Below are 18,128 nucleotides of genomic sequence, written 5' to 3' on the forward strand. Positions count from 1 at the left end.
CAGCAGGGGGACTCGGCTGCCGTCGAACGCCCCTGGACCGCCCCGTACAGCAGCCCGAGCAGAGGTGTGGAAGTGTCAGGGTCCGTAGCGGTATCCCGGCGGCATGTGGCCGTCTTCGTCTTCGCCGACTTCGGGCACGTCAACCCGACGCTCGGCCTGACCCGTGAACTCGTCGCCCGCGGCCACCGGGTGACCTATGTCGTCGATCACCGCTACACCGAGCTGGTCGAGCGGGCCGGCGCCCGGACCGTGGGCTACACCTCCCGGCGCGGCGCCTTCGGCAAGGTGCCCGACCCGAGCGCGGAACGCCTGGCCGCCGAGGGCTACGAGCTGCTGGTCGAGACGATGGAGACGGTCTGCCCGCGCGCCGTGGCCGCCCTCGCCTCCGACGTACCGGACGTCGTGCTCTACGACTTCGAGTCGTTCGCCGCCGCCCGGATGACCGCACGCCTGCTGGGCTGCACCACCACCGTGCAGCTGAGTCCCAGCCATGCGTCGAACGAGGCGTTCTCCATGCGGGCCCAGCTGTTCGACCCCGAGGACCCGTCGATGCGCGAGGGTGGCGCCGCGCTGATGCGCTTCACTCGGGAGCACGGCCTCGCCCCGGACGAGCTGGGCCGCTTCCTGGCGGAATGGGACGACCGGAACCTGGTCTTCCTGCCGCGGGAGTTCCAGATCGAGGGCTCGACCTTCGACGACCGCTTCGCGTTCGTGGGCCCCTCGGTGGCCGAAGACGCCGCCGCGCCGTGGACACCGCCGGGCGACGGCCGCCGGCTGGCGCTGGTCTCGCTGGGCACCGAGTCCAACCGGCAGCGCGACTTCTTCCGCACCTGCCTGGACGCCTTCGACGGCGACGACTGGCATGTGGTGATGACCCTCGGCCGCGGCAGCGACCTCGCCGCCCTGGGGCCCGTGCCGCCGCACGTGGAGCTCCACGAGTGGCTGCCGCACCCCGTGGTCCTGCCGTACGCCGATCTGCTGGTCTGCCACGCGGGCATGGGCAGCGTCATGGAGGCGCTGTACTTCGGCACCCCGCTGATCGCGGTGCCGCAGACCTTCGAACTCGCCCTGACCGCACGGCGACTGGACGATTTGAAGCTGGGCCGGTGGATCGACCGCGACCGGCTGACCGCGGACACCCTCGCCGCCGCCGTCGAGGAACTCGTGACCGACCCGGGGACACCGGAGCGGATGGCGCGGATGCGTGCGCACGTCCGCGGGGCCGGGGGCGCGGTCCGGTCCGCCGACCTCCTGGAGCAGTGGGCCGCCGACCGGGCCCCGTCCGTCTCCGGGGTCTGAACCGTCCGGGCCCCTTCCCGCCCCTGCGCCCGGACCGCACGGCGCCCGGCACGCTCACCAGCGTGCCGGGCGCCCTCTGGCGTCCCGTCAGGTACGACTGGTGACGAACTCGGTGACGCTTTGGATGCTGTGGTCGATCATCTCGTCGGTCAGGCCGGGGAAGACCCCGATCCAGAAGGTCCGCTCGGCCATGATGTCGCTGTTGGTCAGCGGCCCGCTCACCCGGAACGTGCTGTTCAGATAGGCCGGGTGGCGGGTGAGATTGCCGGCGAAGAAGCGGCGGGTGGCCACCCGCCGGGACTCCAGGTGGTCGATGAGCTCCGCCGTCGAGAACGGCGCGCTGTCCAGCACCGTGAGCACGAAGCCGAACCAGCTCGGATCGCTGTCCGGCGTGGGGTCGGGCAGCAGCAGATGCGGCAGGCCGTCCAGCCCCGCTCGCAGCCGCGCCCAGTTGTGCCGCCGGGCGGCACCGAACTCGTCTATTTTCCCGAACTGGTTGAGGCCGAGCGAGGCCTGCAGATCCGTCGACTTCAGGTTGTAGCCGATGTGGGAGAAAATGTACTTGTGGTCGTAGCCCTTCGGCAGGGTGCCCATCTGCTGCTCGAACCGCTTGAAGCAGCGGTTGTCCTCGCCGGGCTCACACCAGCAGTCCCGCCCCCAGTCCCGCAGCGACTCCACGATGCGGGCGAGCACCATGTTGTCGGTCAGCACACAGCCGCCCTCGCCCATGGTGATGTGGTGGGCCGGATAGAAGCTCTCCGTGGCCAGATCCCCGAACGTGCCCGTCAGCCGGCCCCGGTAGGTGCTGCCGAGGGCATCGCAGTTGTCCTCGATGAGGAACAGCCCGCGGTCGCCGGCGATCTTGGCGACCTCCTCGACGGCGAAGGGGTTGCCGAGCGCATGGGCGATCATGATGGCCCGGGTGCGCGGACCGATGGCCTCCGCGATCCGCTCCGGGGAGGCGTTGTAGGTGCCGAGTTCGACGTCGATGAAGACCGGCACCAGACCGTTCTGCAGGATCGGGTTGACCGTGGTGGGAAAGCCGGCCGCCACGGTGACGACCTCGTCGCCGGGCACCAGCCGGAGGTCCTCCAGCTGGTGCGAGGTCAGCGCGCTGAGCGCCAGGAGGTTGGCCGAGGAACCCGAGTTGGTCAGATGCGCCTTGCGCAGCCCGAAGTACTTGGCCAGCGCCCGCTCGAACCGGCGGGAACTGGTACCGGCCGCGATCCGCAGATCCAGGGCCGCCTCGACGAGGGCGACCCGGTCCTCCTCGTCGAGCACCGCGCCCGACGCCGCAACCGGCGTCACCCCGGGCACAAATCCGGACGCGACATTGTCCTGGTGGTACGCGCGTACCTGATCCAGAATGTCGCTCTTGCTGTACCCCATCGGCTGCCGCCTCCTGTGAGTGTCCTGCGGGATGTTCGTCGCGTTGCCGCGGGGGTGCGATCCGGGGTCGCGGCGCGGAGCACGACAGGCCGACGGCGTGTCCGGCCATGCGGTACACCGGTTTCCCGTCACCGGTCGGCTGATCGGGGTCATCAGCTCAGCACGCCGGGCCCGTACGGGGCCAGTAAGGGCCGCGAACTCTAGGGAGTGCCATAGAGGGTGGGCGGCGCGGCACCACGGCGCCGCCGGCGCACGGGACACTAGGGAATGTCCCACATCGCCCCTGCCCATACTGGGGCCGGACAGGGGGACGGCGCTTCACCACGGTCGGAGCGACGGGACGTGTTCTCCCTCCCGTAAGGCGCAATGACGTTCCGGTGAGACCTTTCGCCAGGGCGTGTCTCGGCAGAGTGGACGAGGATGTTCCCGGCGTTCCCGGACCCGGTGCCGGGGCTGCCCGGACGGCCTGCGCCTGCCCGAGGCAAGGACCTGTTTCCGAAGTGGTGGGAGCGCGAAAGACGTGAGTGCCAAGATGCGCACCGAACTGATCCGCCCGGTGCACGAGTTGCTCACCGAGCACGCCGACCGGTTCGCCGGCAAGACCGCCTTCTCCGACGCGCGGCGCAGCGTGACCTACGCCGAGCTCGACCGGCGCACCGCCCGGCTGGCCGGCCGGCTGGCGGAGCTGGGCCTGGCCCGGGGCGGCCGGGCGGCCGTCTACCTGGGCAACTGCGTGGAGATGGCGGAGAGCTGTCTTGCCGCCTCCCGGGCGAGCGCCGTCGGGGTGCCGCTCAACCCGCAGTCCTCCGACGCGGAGCTGGCGCATCTGCTCGACGACAGCGACGCCCAGGTGGTGATCACCGGTCCGGCCCAGGCCGACCAGGTACGACGGATGCTGCCGCAGCGCCCCGGGCTGCGCATCGTGGTCACCGGCGAGGACGCGGCCCCCGAAGGCACCGCGCACTACGAGACGCTCGCCACCACCGACCCGGCCACCCCGGCGCGCGACGACCTCGGCCTGGACGAGCCGGCGTGGATGCTCTACACCTCGGGGACCACCGGCCGGCCCAAGGGCGTGCTGTCGACGCAGCGCCGGTCCCTGTGGGCGACGGCCTCGTGCACCGCACCGGTGCTGGGTCTCTCCGCCGGCGACCGGGTGCTCTGGCCGCTGCCGATGTTCCACCTCGTGTCGCACAATGTGTGCCTGCTGGGAGTCGTGGCCGTCGGCGCCACGGCGCACCTCATGCCGGGGCTGGCGGCCGACGAGGTCCTGGAGGCCCTGCAGGACCGGGCCAGCACCTTTCTCGTCGGCGTACCCACGATGTTCCACCACCTGGTCGAGGCGGCCCGCGACGGCGGCTTCACCGCGCCCGATCTGCGGCTGTGCCTGGTCGCCGGCTCCGCCTGCCCGGTCCGGCTGCAGCGCGCGTTCCAGGAGACCTTCGGGATCTCCCTGCTGGCCAGCTACGGCAGCACCGAGACCGGCGGCGCGATCACCACGAACCTGCCGGACGGCCCGCAGGTGGCGGGCTCCTGCGGGGTGCCCCTGCCCGGACTCGACCTGCGGCTGACCGATCCACGGACCGGGGACGAGGCCGCCACCGGCGAGGAGGGCGAGGTATGGGTCAACAGCCCCGCCCTCATGCTCGGTTACCACAACCAGCCCGAGGCAACGGCCGCCGTGCTGTCCGAGGGGTGGTACCGCACCGGCGACCTCGGCCGCCGCGACGACGCCGGATATCTGACCCTCACCGGCCGGGTCAAGGAACTGATCATCCGGGGCGGTGAGAACATCCACCCCGGCGAGGTCGAAGAGGTCCTCCAGCAAATCCCCGGGGTGGCCGAGGCCGCGGTCGCCGGCACCCCGCACGAGGTGCTCGGCGAGGTTCCCGTCGGCTACCTGGTACCGGGCCCGGACGGCATCGACCCCGACCTGGTCCTCACCACCTGCCGCGAGCAGCTGTCCGCCTACAAGGTGCCCGACGCGCTCTACGAGATCGCCGCCGTCCCCCGCACCCCGGCCGGGAAGATCGCCCGGCAGGAACTGGCGCAGCTGCCGGCCCGGTTGCTGGCGGTCAACCCCCTGGCCGAACTGCGCACCGAGGCGGCCTCCTCGGCGGACGGCTCCGCCGACCGGGCCGCCGCGCTGCTGACCCGCCGGCTGCACGGCTCCCAGCGCAACCGCGCGCTGCTGACCATGGTGCGCTCGGCCGTCGCCGACGTCCTCGGCCTCGGCACGGCGGACGACGTCGCGCCCGACAAGGCGTTCAAGGAGCTGGGCTTCACCTCGCTGGCCGCCGTCCAGCTGCGCGACCGGCTGCGGTCCCTGACCGGCAAGCGGCTGTCGGCCGCGATCGCCTTCGACTACCCCACCCCGGCCGCGCTCGCCGGGCACCTGCACACACAGCTGCTGGACGAACCGGTGGCGAGCGCCGCCGAGGCCCCGCTGCGCGCGGAGCCGGACGAACCGGTCGCCATCATCGCGATGGGGTGCCGCTACCCGGGCGGCAGCGACTCCCCGGAGGCCCTGTGGCGGATGGTCGCCGAGGGGGTCGACGCCGTCGGTCCGCTGCCGGCGGACCGCGGCTGGGACCTGGAACGCCTCCTCGGCCGCGACCCGGCCGCCGCCGGCCGATCGGACGCCCACGAAGGGGCGTTCCTGCGCGGGGCGGACCGGTTCGATGCCGCCTTCTTCGGCATCTCCCCGCGCGAGGCGCTGGCCATGGACCCACAGCAGCGGCTGCTGCTGGAGACCGCATGGGAGACCTTCGAACGCGCCGGGATCGACGCGGCGTCCCTCAAGGGCAGCCGCACCGGCGTGTTCGCCGGTGTGATGCACGGCGGCTACGGCCCCGGCCCGCACGACCGGTCGGCACAGAGCCTGGAGGGGCATCTCGCCAACGGCAGCGCGATCAGCATCGCCTCGGGCCGGATCGCCTACAGCTTCGGTCTGGAAGGCCCCGCCCTCACCGTCGACACGGCCTGTTCGTCCTCGCTGGTGGCGATCCATCTGGCGGCCCAGTCGCTGCGCCAGGGGGAGTGCTCCCTGGCACTGGCCGGCGGGGTGACGGTGATGACCGCGCCGACCGCCCTGGTCGAATTCAGCCGCCAGGGTGCGCTGTCCGCCGACGGCCGCTGCAAGGCGTACTCCTCGGCGGCCAATGGCACCGGGTTCTCCGAGGGAGCGGGCCTGGTACTGCTGGAGCGGCTGTCGGACGCCCGCCGGCTGGGGCATCCGGTGCTGGCGGTGGTGCGGGGCAGCGCGGTGAACCAGGACGGCGCGAGCAACGGTCTGACGGCGCCCAGCGGACCGGCCCAACAGCGGGTGATCCGGCAGGCGTTGGACCGGGCCGGCCTCACCCCGGACGAGGTGGACGCGGTCGAGGGCCACGGCACGGGCACCACGCTGGGCGACCCGATCGAGGCACAGGCACTGCTGGCGACCTACGGCCAGGGGCGGGCACCGGACCGGCCGCTGTGGCTGGGCTCGCTGAAGTCGAACATCGGCCACACCCAGGCGGCGGCAGGTGTGGCGGGCGTGATCAAGATGGTGCAGGCGCTCGGGCAGGGCGTACTGCCGCGGACCCTGCACGTCGACGAACCGTCGCCGCACGTGGACTGGTCGGCCGGAGCGGTGCGGCTGCTCACCGAGCCGGTCAGCTGGCCGGAGACCGACCGGCCCCGGCGCGCCGCGGTCTCCTCGTTCGGAGCCAGCGGCACCAATGCGCATCTCATCCTGGAGCAGGCACCGGACGGGCCCGTCGCCGGTGACACGGCGCCGGAGCCGGTCGCGGACGCCGGTGTGGTGCCCTGGGTCGTATCCGGCCGCGGACCGCGGGGACTGGCCGGACAGGCCGCCCGGCTGCGGGAGTTCGCCGAGGCCGGAGCGGATCCCGTGGACGCGGCGGGAGTGGGGCTGGGGCTGCTGGGCCGCAGCGCCCTGGACCACCGGGGTGTGGTGGTGAGCAGTGGTGCGGGGCTGCCGGCCGGACTGGATGCCCTCGCGCGGGGAGAGGCGGGTGCCGGTGTCGTGCGGGGGGCCGCGCGGCCGGGCGCCACGGTCTTCGTGTTCCCCGGGCAGGGCTCCCAATGGGTGGGCATGGCCCGGGAGTTGTCGGCGTCCTCGGCGGTGTTCCGCAACCGGCTGACCGAGTGCGAGAAGGCGCTGTCGGCCTTCGTGGACTGGTCGCTGGCGGACGTGCTGGAGGGGGCCGAGGGCGCTCCGGGGCTGGAGCGGGCGGAGGTCGTGCAGCCGGTGCTCTTCGCCGTCATGGTGTCGCTGGCCGAGGTGTGGCGCTCGTTCGGCGTGCAGCCGGACGCGGTGGTGGGGCACTCCCAGGGCGAGATCGCGGCGGCATGCGTGGCGGGGGCCCTGAGCCTGGAGGACGCGGCACGGGTCGTCGCCCTGCGCAGCCAGGCCATCTCCCGGGTGGCGGGCTCCGGCGGGATGGCGTCGGTGGGCATGCCCGCGGACGAGGTACGGGCCCACCTGGAGCGCTGGCACGGGAAGGTCGACGTCGCGGCGGTGAACGGTCCCTCCTCCACCGTGATCTCCGGTCATGCGGAGGCCCTGGAGCAGGCGATGGCGCTGCTGGAGGGCGAAGGGGTGCGGGTGCGCCGGGTCCCGGTCGACTTCGCCGGGCACTCGGTGCAGACCGAGCAGCTGGAAGCCGAGCTGCTTGAGGTGCTGGCGTCCGTGTCACCGCGGCCGTGCGAGGTGGCGTTCTACTCGTCGGTGACCGGCGGACAGGTCGACGGGCCGGAACTGAACGAGGCCTACTGGTACCGCAATCTCCGGCAGACCGTGGAGTTCGAGGCCGCCACCCGCGCCCTGCTGGCGGACGGGTACGAGATCTTCGTCGAGACCAGCGCCCACCCCGTACTGGCGGTCGGACTTCAGGAGACCTTCCAGTCCGCCGGATCCTCCGCCGCGGCCGTGCCGTCGCTGCGTGCCGACGACGGCGGCTGGGACCGCTTCCTGCTGTCGCTGGGCGAGGCATGGGTGCACGGGGCACCGGTGGACTGGCGGCCGGCGTTCCCCGCCGCCGCGGCGCCCCGGACCGACCTGCCGACCTACGCCTTCCAGCGCGACAGGTTCTGGCTGACGCCCCCCGACGGCGCCGGCGATGTCTCAGCCCTGGGACTGGCGGAGGCAGCGCATCCGCTGCTGGGCGCGGCCGTGGAACTGCCCGACTCCCAGGCCCTGCTCTTCACCGGCCGGCTGTCGGCCCGGACCCACGACTGGCTCACCGACCACCTCGTGGCGGGCAGCGCCGTGCTACCCGGCCCGGCCCTCGTCGAGCTGGCGGTCCGCGCCGGTGACGAGGTGAGCTGCGACCGGCTGGCAGAGCTGTCCCTGCACGCACCGCTGGTGGTTCCCGCGCAGGGCGCCGTCCAGCTCAGGGTCACGGTGAGCGCGCCGGACGAGAGAGGCCACCGGCCCGTCGCCATCCACTCGCGACGCGACGACGAGGGCACCGGCCGGCCGTGGACGTGCCACGCCACCGGCACCCTGACCGCGGACGGGCCCACGCCCTCCTGGGACCTGGAGGTGTGGCCCCCGGCGGAGGCGACCGCCGTGGAGCCGGCCGAGGTGTACGCCGCCCTGGCCGACGCCGGCTACCACCACGGCCCCGCCTTCCAGTGCCTGACGGCCGTATGGCGGCGCGGTGACGACCTCTTCGCTGAGGTCGCGCTCCCCGAGGACCGCACGCCGCAGGCCGCGGCGTTCGGCCTCCATCCCGCCCTGCTGGACTCCGCACTGCACCCGGTGTGGGCGGGCGGACTCCTCGGCGACGAGCGGCAGGCGCGGCAGCCCGCCCGGTGGCAGGGCGTGACCCTGCACGCCGCCGGCGCCTCGGTCCTGCGGGTCCGGATCACCCGTACGGCATCCGAGGACCTGACCATCGCCGCCGCCGATGCGACCGGCCGGCCCGTGCTGACCATCGAGTCCCTCGCCACCGGGCCGGTGTCCGCCCGCACCATCAGGGGCGCCGCCGCGGCACAGCAGGACAGCCTGTTCCAGGTGGAGTGGACCGAGATACCGGCCGGGTCGATCGCCGCGGACGCCCCGACGGCCTGGGCCGTCGTGGGCGAGGACCCGCTCCGCGCACGGTCCGGCCTCATGGGCGCCGGACAGTACGCCGAGACCTACCCGGACCTGGAGACCCTCGCCAAGGAGATCGAGGGCGGCGCCGCCGTACCGGATCTCGTGGTGATGACCGCCGCCCCCGCCGCGGACGGAGCCACCGCGGACGGAGCCACCGCGGACCTGGCCGACGCCGTCCACCGCCGCACCCGGCAGGCGCTGGCCTGGGCCCAGACGTGGCTGACCAGCCCCGCCTTCGCCTCCTCGAAGCTGATCCTGCTCACCCGGGGTGCGGTGGCCGCCTGGGACGACACCGCCGAACCGGACCTGACAACGGCTGCCGTATGGGGGCTGATCCGGTCCGCACAGACCGAGAACCCCGGCCGCTTCACCCTCGTGGACACCGACGCCGGCAAGCCCGCCTGGCGCACCCTGCGCAAGGTCGCCGGATCCGACGTGCCGCAACTGGCCCTGCGCAAACGTGCGTTGCGGATCCCGCGGCTGACCCGGCTCGCCGCGCCGGCCCAGAGCGCCCCGCTGCTCACCGACCCGCACGGCACCGTCCTCCTCACCGGCGGCACCGGCCTGCTCGGCGCCGCGCTCGCCCGCCACCTGGTCACCGACCACGGCGTACGCGACCTCCTGCTGACCAGCCGCCGGGGGCCCGATGCCCCCGGCGCGGCCGGGATCGAGGCCGAACTGACCGCACTGGGCGCCCGGGTGACCATCGCGGCCTGCGACGTGGCCGACCGCGCGGCGCTCGCGGGGCTGCTGGCGACGCTGCCCGCCGACCGTCCGCTCAAGGCCGTGGTGCACACCGCGGTGGTGATGGACGACGGGATCGTGCTGTCCCTGACGCCGGAGCGGCTGGACGCCGTGCTGCGGCCCAAGGTGGACGCCGCGCTCGCCCTGCACGAGGCGACCAAGGACCTGGACCTCTCCGCGTTCCTCGTGTTCTCGTCCATCGCCGGGATCCTGGGCGGCGCCGGGCAGGGCAACTACGCCGCGGCCAACGTCTTCCTGGACGCCCTCGCCCGGCACCGCCGTGCGCACGGCCTCCCGGCGGCCTCCATCGCCTGGGGCCTGTGGGCCGGCCGGGACCTCACGACCTCCGGCACCTCCCGGCTGCCGGTACACCCGCTCCCGCTCGCCGAGGGCCTGGAGCTGTTCGATGCGGTATGCGGGCTGGACCAGGGCAACCCGGTCGCCGCACGGCTGGACACCGCGGAACTCCGCCGCCAGGCCGCGTCCGGGAACCTGCCGCCGACGCTGCGCGCCCTGGTGCACAAGCCGTCCCGGCCGGCCGCACGCAACGCGCCCGCGGAAGCATCCGAGCTCAAGCACCGCCTCGCCGCGATGACCGACGCCGAACGGGACGAAACCCTCCTCGACCTCGTGCGCCGTCTGATGGCCACGGTGCTGGGCCATGCCTCCGCCGACGCGATCGGAGCCCAGCAGGATTTCAAGGACCTCGGCTTCGATTCCCTGACGGCGCTGACCGTCCGCAACGAGTTGAACGCGGCGACCAAACTCACCCTGCCGCCCGCGGTGGTATTCGACTTCACCGACCCCAGCGCCCTGGCCCAGCACCTCAAGCGAGAGCTGCTCGAATGCTGATCGGGCCCGCCAGCACGCAAAGAGGAGAATGTTCATGAAGGTGGAAGACGTCTACATCGACTCGCTGGGAGCATTCCTTCCGGAATGGGCGAGCGCGGAGCAGGCGGTCGCCGACGGCATCCTGGACGCGGAGATTCCGCAGAGCAACGGACTGACCGGCGCCCACGTCGGAGGCGACATTCCGGCGATGGACATGGCGGTCTCCGCGGCCCGGACGGCCCTTGAGCGTTCGAAGCTGGATATCGAAGCGATCGGCTCGCACATCCACAGCTCCGTCAATTACCAGGGCCCCGTGGGCTGTTATCCGCCCGGCTACATCATGCGTGAGCTGGCCCTCGAAAACGTCCCTGCGCAATACCTCCAGCAGGGGTGCAACGGCATGCTGGGGGCGCTGGAGGTGGCCATCGGCCAGATGACCGGTGCCGCGGAGGCCGAGGCCGTCCTGCTGACGTCGGGCGAGAACTTCACCGCCCCGGGAGCCGACCGCTGGAACGACGGCTTCGGCCAGTCCTACTTCTTCTCCGACGGCGGTATGGCGGTCCTGCTCAGCGCCGACGAGGGATTCGCGCAGGTGCGCTCGCTCAACGCGGGGGTGCTGCACGCACTGGAGAAGTGGCACCGCGGCAACGGACCCCTGCTGGAGCGCGACGGGCCGGACCCCACGATGCCGGAGCGGGCCGAGCAGTTCAACGAAACCGAAATGCCGTTGACCGAGGCCCTGGAGAAGATCACGCTGTTCAACCTCGACATCATTCACCGGTCCCTGGTCGACGCGGATCTGAACGCCTCCGACCTCGCCAAGGTCATCCCGATCAACATGGACGGGCGCATGGTCGAATTCGGCACCATGATGCCGCTCGGCCTCCCCATGTCGCGATCGAGCTTTGATTACGGGAAGTCGGTCGGGCATGTCGGCGGGGCAGATGTCTTCATTTCGCTGGAACACCTCGTGCGTACCGGCGAATTGACCGCGGGTGATAACGTCCTGCTGGTGTCCCAGGGGCCCGGATGGATCTGCACGGCCAGTGTCGTGACCATCCTGGATCTGCCTCCGTGGTCCGTGTGACACCGCTGTGTGCGGCCGGGTGAGACCGGCCGGACCGTGGAACCGGGCCGGCGGACCGCCGACAGTCGAACGCAGGCTGTCGAAGGCGCCGGCCCGAGGTGCGACAGGTGTCGTGTGTGACTTCGGAGGGCGCCCCTCCGGAGCGTGTGCGGTGTGAGTGCTGATGGTTGAGATGAGGGGAGCCTGAGGTGGCTACGGGTACGGTAGTGCGGTTCGACGATGTGCGAGGTTATGGCTTCATCGCCCCCGACGCCGGCGGGGAGGATGTCTTCATGCACGCCAACGACTTGTGCGACGAGAAGCATCTGTTCCGGAGCGGGCTGCGGGTCGAGTACACCACCGAAGTGGGGGACCGCGGGCTGAAGGCCGGTGAGGTGCAGCTGCTGGAACCGGCGCGCACGGCCACCGTGCGGCGGCCGGCGCCGAGCGCGGTGACGGCGGAGCGCTCCGCCGCCGAGTCGGACGAGGAGCTGGTGTGCGAGATCCTGTCCGCCGCCGAATTCCGCGGCGAACTGACCGAGGCCCTGCTCGATGCGGCCCCGACGCTGACCGCCGCGCAGCTGGTACAGGTGCGCAAGCGCGTCATGGAACTCGTCCAGACCCACCACTGGATCGAGTCCTGACCCACCGTCCCGCACGGCCCGGGCGCGGGCCGTGCGGGGCGGCCGTCACACCGGCGCTGGGCCGGGCAACGTGGTCAGCACCAGGACTCCAGCGCCTCGGCGGCCCGTACGGCGCCTCCGGCCCGTTCGCACACCTCGGCCATGCGCCGCACCCGTGCGCGCAGCGCCTCGTCTGCGGCCGTTTCGCGCACGGCGCCCAGCAGCGTGTCCTCCGTGATCTTCGCGGGTTCCAGCAGCGTGCCGAGCCCCAGTTCCACCGCCCGACGGGACGCCACCTCGGTCTCCGGCATCTGCGGGACCAACACGGGCGGCGTGCCCGTGTACAGCGACTCCATCAGGCTGCCCACCCCCGCCGCAGTGACGAAGACGTCGGCCCGCCGCAGCGCCGCCAGCTGGGGAATCCACGCATGGGCCGTGACGTTCGACGGCAGCGGGCCCAGCGTCCGGGGGTCCATTCCGCCCCCGAGGGTGATCGCCGCGCGCCAGGGCCGGCCGTCGAAGGCGCGCACGCAGGTGGCGAAGAAGTCCGGCTGGTTGTTGTAGAGGGTGCCCATCGAGAGCACGACGAGCGGCAGCCCGTCCCGGGGGGCGTCCCAGGTGTCCCGGGTGTACTCCGCGGAGAAGCAGGGGCCGACGAACGCCGCCTCGTCCCCGAAGGTCTCCCCGGCCTGCTGGAACTCCCGGGGCACGTAGACGAGGCTCCGGTCGGCACCCCAGTCCACCAGGTACTCCGGTGTGGTGGTGAGTCCCAGGTCGGTCGCGAACTGCTGGGCCCGGTCGAAGAGTTCGAGCACGGCCGGGTGGTCGTCGGGCACCCCGGACTGCTCATGGACCGTGCGCAGCTGCGAGTGGTGGGCATTGGACGCCATCGAGGGGGTGGACTGCACCGCGGGGCGGTCCCAGAGCTGTCCCAGGGCCCGGCCCGCAGGGCCGACGATCATGTCGTACAGCACCAGGTCGGGTACGTCGTCGGCGAAGAGCTGCCGGGCCAGCGGCACCAGCTGCGCGCTCTCCTGGAGGAACAGCACGCCCGACCACGCCAGCATGTCCGAAGTGAGTGTCTGGTACTGCCCCGGGCCCAGGGCCTCCGTCAGCAGGCTGTCGTAGGGCAGCGCGGTGGCGCCCGTCGCCCGCACCGCGGGCGCGAACTCCTCCGAGGTCAGAAAGCTGACGCGGTGTCCTCGCCGGACGAGTTGCTCGGTGACCGCCAGCAAGGGGCGCAGGTGCCCATGGGCCGGGATGCTGAGGACGACGATGTGACGGGGCATGGGTGTCCTTAAGAAGAGCGGACGGCCGTCAAGAGTCCGACGCGGCCGGTGCCGGGGAGGGTCGGGTCGAAGGCCGGGGGGACCGGGCGGGAATGGCGCTGTGCCAGGTGGGTCAGGGGTTCTTCCTCGGCGCTCCAGCCGTGGGCCGCGAGCCAGTCGGCGGGGGGCCGGGTCATCTCGTTCTTCCACAGGGAGGACAGCAGCTTCATGACGCCTTCCGGCGCGGCCGCTGCTGCCTCCTGGGCCTGGTCCGTGTTCACCATCGACCGGGTGACATGCTCCACCGACAGGTGGCTGCCCGGCGCCGACAGCGTGCTGATCCGGTCGAGCAGGTGATCCGCGTCGCGCTCGGTCAGGTAGACCAGTACCCCCTCGACCAGCCAGGCCGTCGGCTCGTGTGCGCGCAAGCCGCGCTTGACCAGCAGCGAGGGCCAGTCCTCGCGGAGGTCCGCCGCGATCACCTCGCGTGTGCAGCACGGCACTTCGTCCTGGAGGACGTCCTCCTTGAAGGCGAGCACCTCGGGCTGGTCCAGTTCGAAGAGGCGTACCCCGGCCGGCCAGTCCAGCCGGAAGGCACGGGTGTCCAGGCCCGCCGCGAGCACGACCACCTGGCGGCAGCCCGCCGCGCACGCCTGCCTGAAGTAGTCGTCGAAGTACCGGGTGCGCAGGGCGAAGTAGTCGCCCATGGCCTCGGCGAACAGCTCTCCCTGCCCGGTGGTCCAGAGCGCCTGCTGGTCGACGCTCGCGGCGTCGAGGAAACGCCTGGCCAGGGAGTCCTCGAACAGCCGGTCCGGGCGGTCGCTCTCGGCCGCGCGGGCGATCGCCACGACCAGCGCGGTGCTGCTGACCCCCGCCAAGCGCTTGCGTCCGTCGGTCACGTGGTCCTCCGTTTCGTGTGCTTCGCTGTCATGTCGCTCCCGTTCATGCGGCGGCGGCTTCATGAGGTGGCGGCGCGCTTGCCGTACGCCGCGCGGTCGAAGCGGACACCGCCCCGCCAGATCGCCTCGATCGACCGGGTGCGACGGATGTCCTTCGTGGGGTCGCCCTGGACGAGGACGAGGTCCGCACGCCGCCCCGGCGCGATCACCCCGCGGTCGGCGAGACCGAAGTGCGCGGCGGGCGCCGAGGTCGCCGCCGTGAGCGCCTCCGCCGGAGTCAGTCCGGCCGCCACGAGGAGGGCCAGCTCGGCGTGCAGACTGGCTCCGTGGACGACCGGGCAGGCACGGTCCGGCCGGTAGTTGGCGTCGGTGCCCGCCAGCACGGGCACGCCGGCCCGGTGCAGGCTGAGGACACTCGACAGGGCGTGGGTGAAGTGCTGTCCGGGGGAGGCCGGCTCGATGCAGAGGCCTTCGTGACCTTCCGCGATCGCGGTACGGGCGTGCTCCGGGAGATGGCCGGCGATCTGCGGGTCGTCCGCCAGCGATCGTCCGGTGTGGGCCGAGCGGGAGGTCTGCGGTGTGGACATCTCCAGCATGACCAGGGTGGGGATGACGACCCGCTTCTCCTCTGCGGTCCGGCGGACGAACGCGTCGTCCAGAGCTGCTTCCAGCGGTAGGTGCGTCAGCATGTCCACGCCGCTGTCCAGGGCGAGCCGCGCGGACCACAGCGCGGCCACGTGAGCCACGGTGCGCAGGCCCCGGCGCCGCGCGGCCTCGGCGAGCGCCGTCACCGTCGCCCGGTCCAGAGCGGGCAGCGACACCCCGTGGTGCGCGCCGTCCTCCACCATGATCTTGATGAAGTGGGCGCCCTCCGCCTGTCTGGCGGCCACGAAGTCGTCGGCCTGCGCAGGCCCGGCCACCGTCGGCAGGTCGGGCATGGTGACGCCGGGGTGCCCTCCGGGCGCGCTCGCCAGCAGCCCCGCACTGCGCAGATCGGCGAGGTCGGCGCGCTCGCCGGCCGCCGTGCACAGGGCCCGGGTGGCGTCCGGCGGGCCCATGAACATGTCCAGTTCGGTCGTCACCCCGAAGGCCAGCGCCATGTCGAGATTGCTCTCGGCACCGAATACGTGCGTGTGCGCGTCGATCAGCCCTGGCAGCAGCGTCAGGCCCGCTCCGTCGATCACCTCGGTCGATGCCGATGCCGATGCCGATGCGGATGCCCGTGGGGCGGGATCTGTCATGACGCGCGTGATGACCCCGTCGGCGAACTCGACCGAGCCGCGGCCCAGCATCCGCTCCCCGTCGAAGATCCGGACGTGGTCGATGATCACCGGCTGCACCTCTCGCACCGTTCTCTCACCGTCCGATTCCGATCGCTGTGGACTCGTAGAAACACAGCAGGTGGAAAAAGAGCACAAAGCCCATCGCCGGGAGCATCAGCCCGGAGGGCTTTCTGCGCACGAGGAAGCGCCAGGCGCCGAGGGCCGGGAAGACGATGCTCAGCGCCGGCACCCAGCCGGCCGCCCCGAACAGCAGGAGCGCGAGTGCCACCGCGCCCACGGCGAGCGCGAGCGAGACCGCCGCGCTGCCGCGCGGGCCGAGCACCTCCGAGTACAGCCGTGCCTGCGGGTCCCGCCGCCACTCGGTCTTCCGCGCGAACTCGAACTGGAGGAAGGCGCAGGCGAACATGGCCAGCAAGGGCACAGCCCGCCCGTCACCGTCGATCGCATCGCTGGTCAGCAGCGAGAGATAGAGGTAGACGGCGAGCAGCAACTGCACCGGGTAGCTGACGAGGAGATTGACGAGGAGGCCCTCGCCGATCCGCGGGGACCAGTGTTCCAGCGCGACCAGGAACAGCGTGTATCCGAGGCCGAGCAGGATCAGCAGGACGGAGAGGGCCGAGACGAGCGTGTTGAGCACGACGACGAGTACGGCGATCAGCGCCATGGCACCGCGCAACTCCGCCACCGTGATGGCGCCCGTTACCAAGGGCCGGTCCGGGTGGTGCCGGCGGTCGTAGTCCAGATCCTTCTGCTCATCGACCATGCGGGCGAACAGCAGGGCCAGCACCACGCTCACCGCGCGCACCACGGTTGACCAGGAAGGCGTCCAGTGCGAGGAGGGTCCCGAGAGTGCCTCCGCCGTGCCCTCCAGGGCCAGGGTCCACAGCACGCCATAGGTGACGTAGATCTGCGGGCGGAACATCCGCAGGACGAAACGGCCCAGCCGGGCCGGCACACGGGAGGCCGTCAAGGCGGCACTCAACTGTCCCACCGGTTCCAGGACATGACGTCGTCAAGCGGCCTCCGCCGGGTGCGACGAAAGCCGGGGCCGCCGGTGACGTGCCCGACGGCCACCAGGGCGACCTGCGTGAACTCGTCGGCCGGGAGACCCACCAGCGTCGCCACTTCGCGTTCGTGGGCGAGGTGCACCGTGGTCAGCGCGGTGCCCAGGCCACGACTGCGGGCCGCGAGCATAAAGCTCCACAGCGCCGGATAGATGGTGCCGAAGAAGCCGGACTGCCGGGCGAGTGGTGCGTCTGCGGGCAGCCGTCCGTGTACGCAGGCCAGGACGAGCGCGGGCACCTCGTGGAGATGGTCGGCGAGGTAGCGGACGCCGGCCACGGCCTTCTCGCTCATCGCCGCCGGGGGAGTGGCGGCGAGATAGGCGTCCGAGGCGGACTTGTAGTGCCGTGCGATCCCGGCCTTCGTCTCCGGATCGTCGATCACCAGGAAGCGCCAGTTCTGCCGGTTTCCTCCATTGGGTGCATGGAGGGCGAGCTGGAGGCACTCGGCGAGCAGCGGCCGGGAGACCGGTCGCGACAGATCGAGCCTGCGGCGCACGGTGGGGGTGCGGGTCAGCAACTCGTCGATGTCGAGGGTGGGGGCACTGTCAGGGGCGCCGGTCATCTCAACCCCGCGTCCGTGGTGCGGCGGTGAGGCGCAGTTCGCCGTCGGCGACGGTGCGTCCGTCCTGCTTCATGGCACAGCGCAGCACGGCGTTCGTCCCGTCGCCTGCCGTCCGGACGCTCTCGCAGGTGATCGGCAGATCCAGCTCGCCGAAGCCGGTGAAGCGCGCGCTCAGTCCGGTGAGGACGGCCGACGCCGACGGCAGCGTCCCGGTTTCGACGGCGGTGGCGATGCTCAGTTGCCGGAACGCCTCAAGGATCAGCATGCCGGGGACATGGTCCAGGGGGTGGTCGAACAGGACGGGGTGGCCGGTGTCGACGACGAGTCGCGCGGTCCCCGTACCGTCCCCGCCCGGCGGGAGTCGGAGCGGGGAGATGACCACGTTCGCGGGATCCCTGCGGTCGACCAGAGCCTTGGGAATCCGCCGCTCCGAGTCGTGGGCCTCGAAGGGGGCGTTGAGGGGCAACCCCAGCGCGGCTCGTCGTTCCTCGCGCATCGTTTGCCAACGGGTGGCCGTCACCCAGGACATGTTGCACTCCAGCGTCGCCGCCACCCGGTCGCCGATCAGCGCGCTGTAGCTCACCCGTGCCCCCGACACGCCCTCGCGGCCATGGAAGCGGCGCAGGATGCGGCAGCGCAGCACCACCTCGGTGGGCACGCCGTGCACCGTCAGCGCTGCCGGGTCCGTGTCGCGCAGGGCGATGTCCCGCAGGATGAACTTCGTGCCGAACGGCATCTCGAAGAGCTGGTGGCCCAGCATGATGAGCGTCTGCCGGGCCGCCTCCACCAGGACCATCGGGTCGTAGACGTGGTGGCAGCCCGCCGTGTCCCGGTAGAAGGCGTGCGAGCGGGGTATCTGCATCCCGACGTCGAGGGTGTCCTCGTCCCGGGCGAGGACGCCGGTCACGAATACCTCGGTGAGGCTCATCCGATGGACGAGCTCCCGTGGCACCGTGCGGCTGAATTCCACCGTGTCCATGCTTCTCCCTCC

General features: G+C 72.0%; 11 protein-coding genes. 4 read left to right on the forward strand and 7 right to left on the reverse strand.

The features are described 5' to 3' along the window. The first annotated feature begins 72 nt into the window (after positions 1–72). Complete coding sequence (locus tag BKA18_RS36125; protein ID WP_366048069.1) at positions 73–1,299, forward strand: macrolide family glycosyltransferase; 1,227 nt, start codon at positions 73–75, stop codon at positions 1,297–1,299. An 87-nt stretch (positions 1,300–1,386) separates the two neighbouring features. Here the strand turns inward: BKA18_RS36125 and rfbH are convergent, their stop codons facing one another. Next, complete coding sequence (gene rfbH / locus BKA18_RS36130) at positions 1,387–2,688, reverse strand: lipopolysaccharide biosynthesis protein RfbH (RefSeq protein WP_366048068.1); 1,302 nt, start codon at positions 2,686–2,688, stop codon at positions 1,387–1,389. A gap of 532 nt (positions 2,689–3,220) precedes the next feature. Between rfbH and BKA18_RS36135 the strand changes: the two genes are divergently transcribed. The 3 genes from BKA18_RS36135 (at position 3,221) to BKA18_RS36145 (ending at position 12,082) form a co-directional block, all read left to right on the forward strand. Further along, on the forward strand, positions 3,221–10,393 hold the full coding sequence (locus BKA18_RS36135) for a type I polyketide synthase (protein WP_429638795.1): 7,173 nt from the start codon (positions 3,221–3,223) through the stop codon (positions 10,391–10,393). Positions 10,394–10,427: 34 nt separating this feature from the next. Next, positions 10,428–11,459: a ketoacyl-ACP synthase III family protein gene (locus BKA18_RS36140; protein ID WP_366048066.1), complete on the forward strand. Its 1,032-nt coding sequence runs from the start codon at positions 10,428–10,430 to the stop codon at positions 11,457–11,459. A gap of 188 nt (positions 11,460–11,647) precedes the next feature. Beyond that, complete coding sequence (locus tag BKA18_RS36145) at positions 11,648–12,082, forward strand: cold-shock protein (protein ID WP_040902049.1); 435 nt, start codon at positions 11,648–11,650, stop codon at positions 12,080–12,082. A 74-nt stretch (positions 12,083–12,156) separates the two neighbouring features. Here BKA18_RS36145 and BKA18_RS36150 read toward each other — a convergent pair whose 3' ends face one another. The 6 genes from BKA18_RS36150 to BKA18_RS36175 are packed head-to-tail and all read right to left on the reverse strand — an operon-like array spanning position 12,157 to position 18,116. Then, complete coding sequence (locus tag BKA18_RS36150; RefSeq protein ID WP_366048065.1) at positions 12,157–13,350, reverse strand: macrolide family glycosyltransferase; 1,194 nt, start codon at positions 13,348–13,350, stop codon at positions 12,157–12,159. Between the two features lie 8 nt (positions 13,351–13,358). Then, positions 13,359–14,228, reverse strand: coding sequence for an SAM-dependent methyltransferase (locus tag BKA18_RS36155; RefSeq protein ID WP_366048064.1), 870 nt, complete (start codon positions 14,226–14,228; stop codon positions 13,359–13,361). 59 nt (positions 14,229–14,287) lie between these two features. Then, positions 14,288–15,568, reverse strand: coding sequence for an amidohydrolase family protein (locus BKA18_RS36160; protein WP_366048079.1), 1,281 nt, complete (start codon positions 15,566–15,568; stop codon positions 14,288–14,290). Between the two features lie 16 nt (positions 15,569–15,584). Continuing rightward, entirely contained in the window at positions 15,585–16,481 is an 897-nt protein-coding gene (locus BKA18_RS36165; RefSeq protein ID WP_366048063.1) for a UbiA family prenyltransferase, read from the reverse strand. 8 nt (positions 16,482–16,489) lie between these two features. Beyond that, complete coding sequence (locus tag BKA18_RS36170) at positions 16,490–17,137, reverse strand: nitroreductase family protein (RefSeq protein WP_366048062.1); 648 nt, start codon at positions 17,135–17,137, stop codon at positions 16,490–16,492. A 1-nt stretch (position 17,138) separates the two neighbouring features. After that, positions 17,139–18,116, reverse strand: a complete 978-nt coding sequence (locus BKA18_RS36175) for a ScbA/BarX family gamma-butyrolactone biosynthesis protein (protein ID WP_366048061.1) — start codon at positions 18,114–18,116, stop codon at positions 17,139–17,141. Positions 18,117–18,128: the final 12 nt, after the last annotated feature.

The sequence above is a fragment of the Streptomyces auratus genome (assembly GCF_050433025.1).
Lineage (GTDB): Bacteria > Actinomycetota > Actinomycetes > Streptomycetales > Streptomycetaceae > Streptomyces > Streptomyces sioyaensis.

Excerpts from the sequence above, each read along its gene's own strand:
- rfbH (WP_366048068.1), bottom strand. The coding sequence starts at position 2,688 with ATGGGGTACAGCAAGAGCGACATTCTGGATCAGGTACGCGCGTACCAC.
- BKA18_RS36135 (WP_429638795.1), top strand. The coding sequence starts at position 3,221 with ATGCGCACCGAACTGATCCGCCCGGTGCACGAGTTGCTCACCGAGCAC.
- BKA18_RS36140 (WP_366048066.1), top strand. The coding sequence starts at position 10,428 with ATGAAGGTGGAAGACGTCTACATCGACTCGCTGGGAGCATTCCTTCCG.
- BKA18_RS36150 (WP_366048065.1), bottom strand. The coding sequence starts at position 13,350 with ATGCCCCGTCACATCGTCGTCCTCAGCATCCCGGCCCATGGGCACCTG.
- BKA18_RS36170 (WP_366048062.1), bottom strand. The coding sequence starts at position 17,137 with ATGACCGGCGCCCCTGACAGTGCCCCCACCCTCGACATCGACGAGTTG.
- BKA18_RS36175 (WP_366048061.1), bottom strand. The coding sequence starts at position 18,116 with ATGGACACGGTGGAATTCAGCCGCACGGTGCCACGGGAGCTCGTCCAT.